General features: G+C 20.3%; 11 protein-coding genes. All 11 read left to right on the top strand.

Annotated elements, in window-relative coordinates:
• Positions 1 to 72: 72 nt before the first annotated feature.
• The 11 genes from H0H56_RS00165 to H0H56_RS00215 all read left to right on the top strand — a co-directional run bounded on the left by H0H56_RS00165 (position 73) and on the right by H0H56_RS00215 (position 15525).
• Positions 73 to 1515 carry a lipopolysaccharide biosynthesis protein gene (locus H0H56_RS00165; RefSeq protein ID WP_185873870.1) on the top strand — a complete coding sequence of 481 codons (1443 nt, stop codon included), beginning with the start codon at positions 73 to 75 and terminating at the stop codon, positions 1513 to 1515.
• A gap of 28 nt (positions 1516 to 1543) precedes the next feature.
• Positions 1544 to 1720, top strand: a complete 177-nt coding sequence (locus H0H56_RS03020; protein WP_238858475.1) for a hypothetical protein — start codon at positions 1544 to 1546, stop codon at positions 1718 to 1720.
• A gap of 219 nt (positions 1721 to 1939) precedes the next feature.
• Complete coding sequence (locus H0H56_RS00175) at positions 1940 to 2938, top strand: sugar phosphate nucleotidyltransferase (RefSeq protein WP_185873871.1); 999 nt, start codon at positions 1940 to 1942, stop codon at positions 2936 to 2938.
• Between the two features lie 57 nt (positions 2939 to 2995).
• Entirely contained in the window at positions 2996 to 3178 is a 183-nt protein-coding gene (tatA, locus tag H0H56_RS00180) for a twin-arginine translocase TatA/TatE family subunit (protein ID WP_185873872.1), read from the top strand.
• Between the two features lie 57 nt (positions 3179 to 3235).
• The gene (locus H0H56_RS00185) at positions 3236 to 4282 is read left to right on the top strand and encodes a lytic transglycosylase domain-containing protein (RefSeq protein ID WP_238858476.1); all 1047 of its coding nucleotides are present in this window, start codon (positions 3236 to 3238) and stop codon (positions 4280 to 4282) included.
• A gap of 53 nt (positions 4283 to 4335) precedes the next feature.
• Positions 4336 to 5328 carry a recombinase RecA gene (gene recA / locus H0H56_RS00190; protein WP_185873874.1) on the top strand — a complete coding sequence of 331 codons (993 nt, stop codon included), beginning with the start codon at positions 4336 to 4338 and terminating at the stop codon, positions 5326 to 5328.
• An 11-nt stretch (positions 5329 to 5339) separates the two neighbouring features.
• Positions 5340 to 6098, top strand: a complete 759-nt coding sequence (locus tag H0H56_RS00195; protein WP_185873875.1) for an MBL fold metallo-hydrolase — start codon at positions 5340 to 5342, stop codon at positions 6096 to 6098.
• Between the two features lie 26 nt (positions 6099 to 6124).
• Positions 6125 to 9277, top strand: coding sequence for a cytochrome c biogenesis protein CcsA (gene ccsA, locus H0H56_RS00200; RefSeq protein WP_185873876.1), 3153 nt, complete (start codon positions 6125 to 6127; stop codon positions 9275 to 9277).
• A gap of 50 nt (positions 9278 to 9327) precedes the next feature.
• A complete protein-coding gene (locus tag H0H56_RS00205; protein WP_185873877.1) occupies positions 9328 to 10086 on the top strand; it encodes a lysophospholipid acyltransferase family protein in 759 nt (252 codons plus the stop codon).
• A gap of 7 nt (positions 10087 to 10093) precedes the next feature.
• Positions 10094 to 12757 carry an alanine--tRNA ligase gene (gene alaS / locus H0H56_RS00210; protein ID WP_185873878.1) on the top strand — a complete coding sequence of 888 codons (2664 nt, stop codon included), beginning with the start codon at positions 10094 to 10096 and terminating at the stop codon, positions 12755 to 12757.
• 44 nt (positions 12758 to 12801) lie between these two features.
• Entirely contained in the window at positions 12802 to 15525 is a 2724-nt protein-coding gene (locus H0H56_RS00215) for a 2-oxoglutarate dehydrogenase E1 component (protein WP_185873879.1), read from the top strand.
• Positions 15526 to 15540 lie beyond the last annotated feature (15 nt).

A 15540-nucleotide genomic window follows, 5' to 3' on the forward strand; every position in this document is an offset into this window, starting at 1 on the left:
ATAAATAAAAAAATTTGATATGGATAAAAAATGTAGAAATTAGTGTAAAATACTTCAAAAAGTATTGTATTTGTGTATAAAAAATTAATAATTCAAACTATTATCTATTTTATAGGATCTATTTTTCCAAAAATTATTAATTATTTTTTTTTAAAATTTTTTACAAATTTTTTAAAAATAGGTGAATTTTCTCTTTATACGGATATGTATGCTTTATCTTTTTTAGTAATAGGATTTCTTTCTTTTGGATTAGAAAATACTTATTTTAGATTTATATCTAAAAAAAAATACAATAAAGAAATAATTTTTTCAACAGCTGTTCTTCTACAATTATTCATTACTTCTTTTTTTTTAATAATATTTTTATTTTCAATAAAATATATAGTATTTATTACCGGGTATAAAAATCATACAGAATATTTTTTTATGTTTTTTTTAATTATATTTTTTGATACTATTTGTATTCTTCCTATGGCTTGGTTACGTGCTAATGAAATGGCTTTAAAATATACGATAATTAATATTATTAATATAATAATTCAATCTATTTTAATCATATTTTATTTTTATTCTTATAAAAAAAATTTTATTAATGATTATTATTATAATTGGATAAACTCTTTTACAGATAAAACAGGATATATTTTTTTTTCAAATATGATTTCATCTTTTAGCAATTGTATTTTAATACTTCCTCTTTGTTTAAAAAAAGTAACTATAAAAAAATTTAATAAAAATATTGCTAAAGAAATGTTAAACTATGGAATACCAATTATGTTAGGAACTATTGCATTTTCTATTAATGAAAATTTAGATAAAATTTTAATTAAAAGATGGCTAACTGATGAAATCAATGGAGCTTATTCTGCTTGTTATAAAATTTCTTCTTTTATGAGTTTATATATTCGTGCATTTAGATTAGGAATTGAACCTTTTTTTTTTAAAAAATCTAAAGATTCTAATGCTATTTTTTATTATGAAGAAATTACTTATTTATTTATTTTATTTGGGTTAATATTTTATGTATTAATATGTGGAAATATTTCTTTTATTATTGATTTTTTTATTGATAAAAAATACCATACAGCTATATCTATTATTCCGATAGTAATGATGGGAAATTTATTTTTAGGAATATATACTAATTTATCAATTTTTTATAAAATTATAGATAAACCTATAATTGGAACTTATATATCTTTAATAGGTGTTTTAATTACTATATTATTTAATATAATTTTTGTATTAATTCCTAATAATAATTTTATGATTCCTGCTTGGGGGACAATGGCTTCTTATGGTAGTATGGTAATATTTTTATATTTTTGGGGTAAAAAAAATTTTAATAATTTTTATAAAAAAATATGGAAGATTCTTTTCCACTTATTATTAGCAATTTCTTTAGTATTATATATGGAAATTTATGAAAGTAAAATAAATATTCGTTTATTTTTAGAATTACTATATTTAATTTTTATTTTTTTATTTGACATTTATAAATTTATTTATAAATAAAAAAATATATAAAAAACATTAATATAAATTGATTTTAAAAGCTAATATTAAAAATATTATTCCTATATTTTTTTTAGGTAGAACTTTAATATCTACTGGAGTATATATTAAATTTTATAAAAATTTTAGAAAAAATTTTATTATAAAAAATAAATTTATTTCTACTAAAACAATTTGTATTCTTCATATATCTAAAAAAAAATAATAATAAAAAAAAATTTTTTTTATAAAGAAATAAAAATTATTATTATTAATATTTCTTCTTTTAAAACTATTATCATTAAACCTAATGAAAAAATCGCTATAATGAATATTTATAAAGAAACTAAAATTAAATGGGATCCTTGTTGTATTTTAAATAAAAGTATAAGAAATCATAAAGGGTTTGGAAGTACAGGATTATAAAAAAAAATTTATTAAAATTATGAAAATTATAATTCCTATGGCAGGAAAAAGTTCACGTTTGAGACCTCATACTTTAAAAACTCCTAAATCATTAATTAAAATTTTAGGTAAACCAATTATTCAAAGAATAATAGAAAATTTATCTCGATCTATTTTTCCTATAAAAGAAATTATTTTTATAATAGGAAATTTAGAAAAAAAAATAGAAGAAAAATTAATAAAAATATCTAAAAATATTGGAATACATGTTAATTTATACTATCAAAAAGAACCATTAGGGACCGCAGATGCTTTATTAAAAGCAAAAAACTCTTTAAAAGGACCAATTATTATTACTTTTTCTGATACTTTGTTTTACCATGACGATTTTAAAATTAATCAAAATATAGAAAATATAATATGGACAAAAAAAGTAAAAAATCCTAATTTTTTTGGTGTAGTAACATGTAATTCTTCTGGATTAATTACTCGTTTTATAGAAAAACCAAAAAATTATGAATCTAATTTAGCAATGATTGGTCTTTATTATTTTAAAAATAGTTCTCTTTTAAAAAAAGAATTACAATGTATTTTAAATAAAAATAAAAAAGAATATCAATTAACTTATGCACTAGAAAATATGAGAAAAAAAGGAATACAATTTTTTAATCAAAAAATTAAAAATTGGATGGATTTTGGAAATAAAACAGGAACTATTTCTTCTAATGCAAAAATATTATCTATTGAATATAAAAAAAAAAAATTAGTTCATTCAAAAGCAATAATCAATAATAGTTTCATCATTCCACCTTGTTATATAGAAAAAAATACTATTATTGAAAATAGTATTATTGGACCTTATGTATCAATAGGAAAATTTACAAAAATAAAAAATAGTAGAATAGAAAAATCTATTATACAAAATAATACAGTTATACAATATTTAAATATTATTAATTCTATTATTGGAAATAATACCTATTGTATAGGAAAACCTCAAAAAATTCATTTAGGAGATTATTCTATTTTTAATATTTAATATTTTATTTAATTCATAATTTTTTTTATATTTATATTTTAAAAAAAATTCCATTTAATGTTTTTTGTTTTATTTATGCTACTTGGAACATTTGGAACCACAGAAATAGTGGTAATAGTTATTCTTGCTCTTTTACTTTTTGGTGGAAAAAAAATACCAGAATTGATGAAAGGATTAGGGACAGGATTGAAAGAATTTAAAAAAGCTTCTGAAAATAAAGATTCTATAGAAGAAGAATAAAAAATTCTTTCATTTTTTTAAGAACTTTTTTAAATAATGATAAAAATAAGAAATATTATGTTTTTTATTCTCATTTTAAAAAGTATGATGGTACAATCTGTATCAAAAACTTTTATTCAACAAAAAAGTGTAATAAATTATAAAAATATTTCTCTTCCAAACCCTATAGATAATTTATGGAAAAAATTTTTTTTTAATAAAAAAAAATATTTTAAAAAAAAAAATATTCATAAAAAAAATATTATTATTACTAATATAGATTCGGATGAATTAAAATTAAGAATTCATAATCTAAATAAAAAATCTCAAATTAAAATATTAAAATATAATACTATAATCCATGCTTCCGTAGAAAGTTATTTACGTATGGGAAAATACATAGGAAAAATTATTTCTTTATCAGAATTTTATTTTCCTATGTTTGAAGAAAAATTAGAAAACTATCATATTCCAAAGGAATTAAAATATATAGCTATTATAGAATCTAATTTAAATGCTACTATAACATCTAAAACTGGAGCTCAAGGTATTTGGCAATTTATGCCTGAAACTGGAAAAATTTATAATTTAAATAAAAATTACATTTATGATGAAAGAAATGATCCCGTAAAATCTACAGAAGCTGCTTGTAAATATTTTAAATATTTATATAATAAAATAGGAAATTGGGAATTAGTTTTAGCTGCTTATAATGCGGGGCCAGGAACAATTAATAAAATATTAAAACTTTATAATAAAAAAGATTTTTGGAGTTTATGGGATTTTTTTCCAAAAGAAACAAAAAATTATATACCAAAATTTATTGCGATTAATTATATAATGAATTATTATAAAGAACATAATATCCCTACTTATTCTCATAATAATATAAAATATAAAGATACTATATTATTACCTATAAAAAGAAAAATATCTTTAAAATTATTTTCTTCTGAATTTAATATTTCCTATAAAGATTTAATTTTTTTAAATCCACAATATCTTGTAGATGTTATTCCCGATGGAGAAAAATATTTTTTAAGATTACCAAAAAATAAAGTATCTATAATTAAAAAAAGTTTTTTTTATAAAAAAGAAAAATTTTTATCTAAAGAATCAATTTAGAGTTTAATAAAAATTTTTTTTTATATAAAAAATTTTTGTATTGTAATTATATTATGAATGAAAAATTTGAACAAAAAAAAAGATCCTTAAAAATAATTTTAGATAAAATGGATAAAATATATGGAAAAGGAACAGTAATGCGTATGGGCGATTTTCATATAGAAAATTTGGAAATTATTTCTTCTGGATCTTTAAGTTTAGATATTGCATTAGGAATAAAAGGATTTCCTAAAGGTCGTATTATAGAAATATTTGGTCCAGAATCTTCTGGAAAAACAACTTTAGCTTTACATGCTATTACTCAATCACAAAAAATGGGAGGTTTTGCTGGATTTATTGATGCAGAACATGCATTAGATTGTATTTACGCTAAAAAAATAGGTGTTAATATTCAAGATTTAATTATTTCGCAACCAGATAATGGTGAACAAGCACTAGAAATTGTAGATTATTTAATTAGATCTGGTGTAATTGATATGATTGTAGTAGATTCAGTAGCAGCTTTAACACCTAAAAGTGAAATAGAAGGAGAAATGGGGGATTCTAAAATTGGATTACAAGCAAGATTAATGTCTCAAGCTTTAAGAAAGTTAACTTCTAGCATAGGAAAATCTAAAAGTATTCTTATATTTATTAATCAATTACGGGAAAGAATTGGTGTTTATGGTAATCCAGAAGTTACTACTGGAGGGAATGCGTTAAAATTTTATTCTTCTATAAGATTAGATATAAGAAAAGGATATCAAATTAAAAATGGAGAAAATATATTAGGAAATAGAACAAAAGTAAAAGTAGTAAAAAATAAATTATCACCTCCTTTTAAAATAGCTGAATTTGATATTATATATGGAGAAGGTATTTCGAATATAGGAGAAATTCTTGATATTGGAGTAAATTTAGGAATTATTAAAAAAAATGGATCTTGGTTTAGTTATGGAAATATAAAATTAGGTCAAGGAAGAGATTCTGTAAAAGAATTTTTAAAAGAAAAAAAAAATATAATTAATGAAATACAAAAAAATATAATAAAAAAATACCTTCAATAGAAGATGAAATTATGAAAATTATTTTTTTAGGGACTGGGACTTCATATGGATTACCTATTATTGGATCCAAACATCCGGTATGTTTATCTAAAAATCCAAAAGATAAAAGACTTAGGAGTTCTATTTTAATAGAAAAAAATAAAAAAGTATTTTTAATAGATTGTAGTCCAGATTTTAGATATCAAATGTTAAGATGTAATTATAAAAAATTAGACGCTATTTTTGTTACACATGAACATTATGATCATATAGGAGGGTTAGATGATATACGACCTTTTTATATAAAAAATAAAAAACCTATTTCTATTTATGGATTACGTAGAGTATTAGAAAATATTAAACAAAGATTTTATTATTTTTTTTCAGAAAATAAAAAATCAAATATTTTAAAACTTTCTATACATGAATTAGATCAATATAAAGATTTTTTTTTTGTAGAATATTTTAAAATATTTCCTTTATCTATTTGGCATGGAATATTACCTATTTTAGGTTTTCGTATAGAAAATTTTGCTTATATCACAGATGCTAGTAATATTCCTATACATACTATACAAAAATTAAAAAATTTAGATATTTTAGTATTAAATATTTTAAGAAAAAAAATTCAAAAATCTTCTATTTTAAACGAATCATTAAAAATTGTAAAAAAAATTAATCCTAAAAAAACTTATTTTACACATATTAGTCATTTATTAGGTTTTCATGAAGAAATTCAAAAAAAATTACCTAAAAATGTTGATTTAGCTTATGACGGATTAATTATTTAAATCATATTCATAAATATATAATTTTAATGCGAACATTAAAAAATATTCTTTTTTCTACAAAAATTACTTCTTTTTTATTCTTAATAATAGCATTATCCATGGCTATAGCTACATTTTTAGAACAAAAATATTCTATAGATGTTGCAAAAATTTTTATTTATGAATCTACATGGTTTGAATTAATATTATTATTTCTTATAATTAATTTAATAGGAAATATATGGAAATATAAATTATGGAATAAAAAAAAAATTCCTTTATTTATTTTTCATATATCATTTATTTTTATTTTTATTGGAGGAATAATATCTAGATATTATAGTTTTGAAGGTTTTATGTCTATCAGAGAAGGAGAAACTAATGGAAAAATTATTTCTAGAAAAAATTATATAAAGTTAAAAATTCATAAAGGCTCTTTTACTAAATTTTATTATGATCCATATATTTTATCTTCATTTCATAAAGGATATAATGGGAAATTTTTATTTAAAAAAAATATTTTTAAAATAAAAATTATTCAATTTATCCCTTGTGCAAAAATTTTTATTGATAAAAAAATTCCATCAGAAAAAATTTTAAAAATTGTTTCAAATAATAAAAAAGGAAGAATAGATTATTTTATTAAAAATGGAGAAATAATTAGAATTAATGGTATTCCATTTTCTCTGAATAAAAAAATTTCTTATGGAATACAAATTTTTGAAAAAAAAAATCAATTATATGTAAAATCTACATTTTTTGTAAAAAGTATTAATATGATTAATAAAAAAATAACTTTTTTATTAAAAAATAAAATAATTCCTTTAAAAATAAAAAATTTATATCAATTAGATATTAATCATAAAATTATACAATGGGTTGTACCTCATCAAATTGTAAAAGGAAAATTACAATATATTCAATCTTGTGATGATCCACAACAAGAAGAAAATAAAAAAGATGCTATTACGGTAATAATATCTTGTGAAAATAAAGCGAAAGTAGTTACTTTTTTAGGAGGAAAAAATAAAACTATAATGAGTGATCCTATATTGTTCAATAATCATAAAATATCTATTGGATATGGATCTATTTTTAAAAAAATTCCTTTTTTTTTACAATTAAATAAATTTAAAGTAGAATATTATCCAGGTTCTAATTTTCCATCTTTTTTTATTAGTCATGTCACATTGATTGATAAATTAAAAAAGAAAAATTTTTTGATTTATATGAATCATATTTTAAATTATAAAGGCTTTAAATTTTTTCAATCTGGATATGATCCAGATGGAAAAGGAACACATTTTACTGTAAATAATGATTATTTAGGTACTATTTTTTCATATATAGGTTATTTTTTTATGAGTATTGGAATGTTTTTCACTTTATTTTGGAAAGGAAGCAGATTTTCTTTTCTTAAAAAAAAATTAAAAAATTTATCTAAAATTTTTATAATATTTTTTTTATTATTGAATAGTAATTTTGTTTTTTCTCATATTCATGAATTTAAAAATTTTAAAAAAAGTTCTTTAAAAGAAATTACTGATAATATTCTTATACCTAAAAAACATGGAAAAAATTTTGAACGTTTATTAGTACAAGATAATAAAGGAAGAATAAAACCGGTACATACTCTTGCATTAGAATTACTTAGAAAAATACATAAAAAAAATTATATAGGAAACTTAAACGCTACTCAATGGTTAATTTCTATTCATCAAGATAATTTTTTTTGGACTCAAGTTCCTTTTATTAAAGTAGATAAAAAAGGAGGTAATCATTTTTTAATAAAAACTCATGCAAATAAAAATTATTATGTTTCTTTAATGGATTTATATGGATTAGATACAAAAACATATCAATTAAAATTTCTTTTTAAAGAAGATTATGAAAAAGCTTTTTTTAAAAATCCTATTCAAAGAACTCAATATGATAAAGCTGTTATTCAATTAAGTGAAAAAGTCGGCATAATTTATGGAATTTTTCAAGGAAAATATCTTCGAATTTTTCCTATTCCTAATGATAATAATCAGACATGGTCTAGTTGGATAAAATCAGATTCCAATCAATTGAATCCTATTGGATTATCTATGTTTAATAATTATTTAAAATCTTTATTTCATGCAAATAATGAAAAAAATTGGAACATAGCAGATCAAGAAATAAATAAAATACAATCATTTCAATTAAAATATGCTAAATCTATTTTACCTTCAGAAAAAAAAATATCTTTAGAAATTATTTATAATAAATTAAATATATTTTATATTTTACCTTTTCTTTATTTAATAACTGGAATAATTATTCTTATAATTTCTTTTATAAAAATATTTTTTAAAAAAAAATATATAGATTGGATCTATAAAGGTTTAATTTTAATTTTATTTAATTTATTTATTTTTGAATTTTTAGGTTTAATTTTAAGATGGTATATTTCTGAACATGCTCCATGGAGTAATGGATATGAATCTTCCATTTTTATTAGTTGGTGTATAATTGGAATAGGTTTTTTATTTTATTATAATCAATTTATTTCAGGAATAACAGCATTGATTGCTTCTATTTTATTAATAATAGCACATGGTGATTTAATGGATCCAGAAATTACTAATTTAGTCCCAATTTTAAAATCTCATTGGTTAATTATTCATGTTGCTGTAATTATAGCAAGTTATGGTTTTTTTTTTATAGGATCTTTTTTAGGTTTTTTAGTTTTAATATTTTTTATTTTAATTCATTTTTGTAAAAAAATGATTTATAAAAAAAGAATTAAAATTCATATTCATCAATTAACTATAATTAATGAAATGAGTTTAATTATTGGTCTATTTTTATTAACCATAGGAACTGTTTTAGGTTCTATATGGGCTAATAGTAGTTGGGGACGTTATTGGAGTTGGGATCCAAAAGAAACTTGGGCATTAATTAGTATAATGATTTATGCTTTTGTATTACATTTACGTTTAATTCCAAATATAAAAAGTATATTTTTTTTCAATTTTTTTAGCTTATTAGCAATAAGTTCTATTATTATGACTTATTTCGGTGTGAATTATTATCTTTCTGGGTTACATTCTTATGCTAAAGGAGACCCTTTTTATATACCTAATTGGATTTATTATATTTTATTAATTTTAGGATTAATTACAATAATATCGTATTTTTTTCATAAAAAAAATATTAGATATATTGATTTATAATATTATTTTTTTATGAAAAAAAATAAAAAATCAGTAAAAAAAAAATACATTTGAAAAAAAAAAGAAGTACTATATTCAGAGATGCATTTGGTCATTTACATTTTATAAAACGTTTTTTAATTTTTACATTCGGGTGTATTTCTTATCATCGTTATAATGGATTTAATAAATTACAATTAAAAGGAACTGAATATATTAAAGATCTTCCTGATAAAAGAGTTCTTTTTGTTTCTAACCATCAAACTTATTTTGCAGATGTTTTTGCTATGTTTCACGTTTTTGGTAGTGTAAAAAATGGATTTATAAATACCATAAATAATCCTATTTATCTTTTAAATCCCAAAGTCAATTTATATTATGTCGCAGCTAAAGAAACTATGAATGAAGGTTTTCTTACAAAATTATTTACTTATTCAGGTGCTATTATTGTAAGAAGAACATGGAGAGAAGGAAATAAAAAAGTAAATCGTTCAGTAGATATCTCGGAAATTACTCGTATGGGAACGGCATTAAATGATGGATGGTTAATTACCTTTCCCCAAGGGACTACTAAAGCCTTTGCTCCTGGACGTAGAGGAATTGTTCATGTCATTAGAAAATTTAATCCTATTGTAGTTCCTATAGTTATAGATGGATTTCAAAAAGCTTATGATAAAAAAGGAATTAAAATTAAAAAAAAAGGAGTTTTACAAAAAATGAGTTTTAAAGCCCCTATTCAATTAGATTTAAAAAATGATACTACGGATATGATTATGGAAAAAATTATGGATTCTATAGAACAATCTCCTAAATATAGAATAAAAAAATAATTATGATATGAAATATCAACATATAAAAAATATTTTTCTCAATTTTTTTCAAAAAAAAAAACATAAAATTATTCCTTCTTTTCCTATTACTTTAAAAGAAGATCCTACTTTATTTTTTATTAATGCAGGAATGAATCCTTTTAAAGATTATTTTTTAGGATATAAAAAACCGCAATATAAACGAATTGTTAATATTCAAAAATGTTTAAGAGTATCTGGAAAACACAATGATTTAAACAATGTAGGATATGATCATTATCATCATACTATGTTTGAAATGTTAGGTAATTGGTCTTTTGGTGATTATTCTAGAAAAGAAGCTATAGAATGGGCATGGGAACTTTTAATAAAAGTTTATAATATTCCTAAAGAAAATATTTATATATCCATTTTTATTGGAGATGAAAAAGATGGATTATCTATGGATAAAGAAACTTTAAAATATTGGGAATCATTCATTAATAAAAATCATATTTTATTTTTTGGAAAAAAAGAAAATTTTTGGGAAATGGGATCAAATGGCCCTTGTGGCCCTTGTACTGAAATTCATATAGATTTACGTAATAAAGAAGAAAAAAAAAAATTTCATGGAAAATATTTAATTAATAAAAATCATCCTAAAGTAATAGAAATTTGGAATATTGTTTTTATAGAATTTTTTAGAAAAACAGATGGGACATTAAAAAAACTTTCCACTAAACATGTAGATACAGGAATGGGATTAGAAAGATTATGTATGGTATTACAAGAGAAATTTTCTAGTTATGAAACAGATATTTTTTTTCCTCTGATTAAAGACATTAAAAATACTTTAGGTAAAAAATATAAAAAAGAATTTCATCAAGATGTATCTATTCGTATTATTGCGGATCATTTAAGATCAATTGTTTTTTCTATTTCAGATGGGCAATTACCATCCAACAATGGAGCTGGATATGTCATTAGACGTCTTTTAAGACGATCTATTATTTATGCTACTCGTTATTTGAATAAAAAAAAACCTTTTATTTATAAATTTGTAGATTCTTTAAAAATGAATCATTATTTTCCTGAATTAGAAAAGAAAAAAAAAGAAATTCAATATATAATAGAAAAAGAAGAATATTCTTTTTTTAAAATTATTCAAAAAGGATATGAAAAAATTAAATATATAATTTCAAAAAATAAAGAAAAAAATAATAAAATATTAGATGGAAAAAGTATTTTTCAATTATATGATACATATGGATTTCCTTTAAAATTATCTAAAATGTTAGCGGAAAAAAATCATTTATTAATAGATGAAAAAAAATTTCAAAAAAATTTATTAAAACAACAAAAAAGATCTAAAAAAGAAAAAAATATTATTAATGATTGGATTATTATTCATCCTCATAAATTTTTTAATGAAAATAAAGATTTTATAGGATATGATTTTTTAGAATGTAAAATAAAAATATTAAAATATAGAAAAATTGAAAATATTTTATATGGGAATATTCATTATGAATTAGTTTTTTCTAAAACTCCTTTTTATCCTGAAGGAGGAGGACAATTAGGAGATACTGGTTTGATAAAAAATAATATAGATAAAATTTATATTCAAAATACAAAAAAAGAAAATTCTATTATTATACATATTGTTAAAAAACTTCCTTCTAAGATTTATTCTTATTTTCAAGCTATAGTAAATAAAAATAGGAGAAAAGACATTGAAAAAAATCATACAGCAACACATTTATTGAATTTTTCTTTAAAAAAAATTTTAGGAACACATATTCAACAAAAAGGATCATATATTAGTGAAGATTATTTACGATTTGATTTTTCTCATTATCAAAAAATTACTATAGAAGAATTAAAAAAAATAGAATTATTCGTTCAAGAATTAATATTTTCTAATCTTCCTTTAAAAGAAGAACGTTTTATTTCTTTAAAAGAAGCAATACAAAAAGGATATAAATATAATGTAAACTATCAAAATAAAGTACGTATAGTAACTTTTGGAGAATCATCTGAATTATGTATTGGAACACATGTAAAAAATACTGGATTAATTCAAATTTTTGAAATTTTATCAGATTCATCTATATCTTATGGAATAAGAAGAATTAAGGCTATTACTTCAATGGTAGCTATTAAATATTTAAAATCTATTCATTTTCAATATCAATCATTAAAAATGATGATGAAATATCCGGAATCTCCTATAAATAGTTTTCTTTTTTTACAAAAAAAAAATCAAAGATTGAAAAAAGAAATAGAAAAAAATAATTATCAAAAAATAAAAACTTTAAAAAAAGAATATTTATTAAAATCTGTTCAATTATCTGTTATTAGATATATATGTGATATTTCTTCTAATAAAAAAAAAGATTTAGATATTAAAATAATGAAAAAAATTGTTTTAGATTTACGATTTTCTCTATCTAATCTTTTTATGATAGTAGGATTTATTCAAAAAAATAAACCTATAATTTTTTTATCTATTTCAGATTCTATTATTAAAAAAATAAAAAATATTCATGCTAATAAAATTATATATAAAATGACAGATTATATAAAAGGAAAATGTTGGGGAACAGCTTTTTTTTCTATGGCGATAGGAAATCATATAGATGGTTTAAATTTAATTTGTAAAGAAATGAATCAATATATAAAAACTTTAAATCAAAAAATGATTTCACTTTGATAGATTCTTAAATTGTTTAAATTTGATAAATAAAAAAATAGTATATGAGTGATAGATATTCTTTTCTGAACGCTATTCATGTTAAGGATATAGAATCTATATATAAAAAATTTAGAAAAAATCCTAATTCAGTAGAACCTAGTTGGTGTGCTTTTTTTTATGGATTTGATTTTAATGAAAAAATAGATAAAGAATCTTTTATTAAAGATAATCAAATTATTAATAAAGAATTTTTAGTTTATAATTTAATTCAATATTTTAGAAAAAGAGGGCATCTGTTGATTACTAATCCTATACAAAAAAAAATAAATAATTATTCTTCTTTAGATTTAAAAAAATTTTACTTATCAGATAAAGACCTTTATTTAAAATTTGAAGTAGGAAAATTAATAGGAATTGGAAAAACATCATTAAAAAATATCATTCATCATTTAAAAAATATTTATTGTAATTCTATTGGGATTGAATATATGTATATTTTAGATTCTAAAAAAATAGAATGGATTGAAAAATGGTTTCAAACAGAAATATTAAAATTTTCTATAGAAAAGAAAAAATTTTTTTTAAAAAAATTGAATGAAGCCGTTGCATTTGAAAATTTTATTCATACTAAATTTATAGGTAAAAAAAGATTTTCTGTAGAAGGGAATGAATCTATATTACCAGCATTAGAAGAAATTATAGAATATCCTTATAATAAATATGGAACAGAAGATTTTATTATAGGAATGTCTCACAGAGGACGTTTAAATCTTCTTTCCAATTTTTTTAAAAAAAAAATTTCTCATATTTTTAGTGAATTTCAAGAAAAAGAATATCAAGAAAAAATATTTTCAGGGGATGTTAAATATCATTTAGGTTTTACAAAAATTAAAAAAATTATAAATGGAAAATCTATAAAAATAAGTTTAGTCCCAAATCCATCACATTTAGAATCTGTAGATGCTATTGTAGAAGGAATAACCCGTTCTAAAATAGATAGACATTATAATAATAATAGTAATTCTAAAAAAATTATTCCTATTTTAATTCATGGAGATGCTGCTTTATCTTGTCAAGGAATTGTATATGAAGTTTTACAATTATCTAAATTAAAAGGATATCAAACAGGAGGAACAATTCATATTGTAATTAATAATCAAATAGGTTTTACTACAAATCCTACGGAAGCTCGTTCTAGTCTTTATTGTACTGATATAGCAAAAATCATATTTTCTCCTGTATTACATATTAATGCAGATGATATAGAATCTATTATACGAGCCATTCATTTTGCTATAGATTTTAGAATGTATTATCATGAAGATATTTTTATAGATCTGATAGGATATAGAAAATATGGACATAATGAAGGCGATGAACCACGTTTTACTCAACCTGAGTTATATAAAATAATTTCTAAACATCCTAATTCATATAATTTATATAAAGAAAAATTAAAAAATGAAGGAATTATTAATTCAGCATATATCAAAAAAATGGAAAAAAAATATGAAAAAATTCTTCATTTAGAATATGAAAAATCAAAAAATATGAAATGGAACGTTTTTCATTCTTTTTTAGAAGAAGAATGGAAAAATATTCCTATTGTATATGATAATCATGAAATTTTTAAAAAAGTAAATACTAAATTTTCCTTAAAAAAAATTTTAAAAATTTCTAATAATATTTTTTCTCTTCCTAAGAATAAAAAATTTTTTAAAAAAACAAAATTACTTTTTCAACAAAGATTAGAGAAAATAAATAATCAACAATTAGTAGATTGGAGTATAGCAGAATTATTAGCATATGGAACTCTTTTATATGAAGGTATTAATATTCGTTTATCAGGAGAAGATGTTGCAAGGGGTACTTTTTCTCAACGTCATGCAATTATAAAAACTGAAGAAGAAGAAGATATTATTTTATTAAATAATATTCATAAAAAACAAGGAAAAATACAAATTTATAATTCTCCACTTTCAGAATATGGTGTATTGGGATTTGATTATGGATATGCTATGTATTCTCTAAATACTTTAACTATATGGGAAGCTCAATTTGGTGATTTTAGTAATGGATGTCAAATTATTATAGATCAATATATTGCATCTGGTGAAAATAAATGGAAAATTAGAAATGGAATTGTATTATTTCTTCCTCATGGATATGAAGGGCAAGGACCAGAACATTCTTCTGCACGAATAGAACGTTATCTCCAATTATGTGCAAATAATAATTTGTTTATAGTAAATTGTACAACTCCAGCTAATTTTTTTCATTTATTAAGACGACAAATAAAATTTCATTTTAGAAAACCACTTATAGTTTTTACACCTAAAAGTTTACTTCGTCATCCTAAATGTATATCTTCTTTAGAAGAATTATCTAAAGGAGAATTTAAAGAAATTTTAGATGATCCATTAATTAATAATATTGAAAAAATAACAAAATTAATTTTTTGTTCTGGAAAAATATATTATGATTTATTAAATCAAAAAAAATTAATGAAAGATACAAAAACAGCTTTAATTCGTTTAGAACAAATATATCCTTTAAAAGATAAAAATATTTTAAATATTTTAAAAAAATATAAAAACACAAAAAAAGTTTTTTGGGTTCAAGAAGAACCAGAAAATATGGGAATATGGAGTTTTATTTTAAGAAAAATAGGAAATAAAATCCCCTTTCATTTAATTTCTCAAAATGAAAATTCTAGTCCATCTACAGGATCTTATACAGAATTTTTAAAAATTAAAAATAAAATTTTAGAAACAGCTTTTTTATAAAAAAAATATTTTAAA

Source organism: Blattabacterium cuenoti (genome assembly GCF_014252455.1).
Taxonomy (GTDB): Bacteria; Bacteroidota; Bacteroidia; order Flavobacteriales; family Blattabacteriaceae; genus Blattabacterium; species Blattabacterium cuenoti_R.

Bases quoted from the DNA above. Each gene is read 5' to 3' on its own strand.
- H0H56_RS00175 (WP_185873871.1), top strand. From the start codon at position 1,940: ATGAAAATTATAATTCCTATGGCAGGAAAAAGTTCACGTTTGAGACCT.
- tatA (WP_185873872.1), top strand. From the start codon at position 2,996: ATGTTTTTTGTTTTATTTATGCTACTTGGAACATTTGGAACCACAGAA.
- H0H56_RS00185 (WP_238858476.1), top strand. From the start codon at position 3,236: ATGTTTTTTATTCTCATTTTAAAAAGTATGATGGTACAATCTGTATCA.
- recA (WP_185873874.1), top strand. From the start codon at position 4,336: ATGAATGAAAAATTTGAACAAAAAAAAAGATCCTTAAAAATAATTTTA.
- H0H56_RS00195 (WP_185873875.1), top strand. From the start codon at position 5,340: ATGAAAATTATTTTTTTAGGGACTGGGACTTCATATGGATTACCTATT.
- ccsA (WP_185873876.1), top strand. From the start codon at position 6,125: ATGCGAACATTAAAAAATATTCTTTTTTCTACAAAAATTACTTCTTTT.
- alaS (WP_185873878.1), top strand. From the start codon at position 10,094: ATGAAATATCAACATATAAAAAATATTTTTCTCAATTTTTTTCAAAAA.
- H0H56_RS00215 (WP_185873879.1), top strand. From the start codon at position 12,802: ATGAGTGATAGATATTCTTTTCTGAACGCTATTCATGTTAAGGATATA.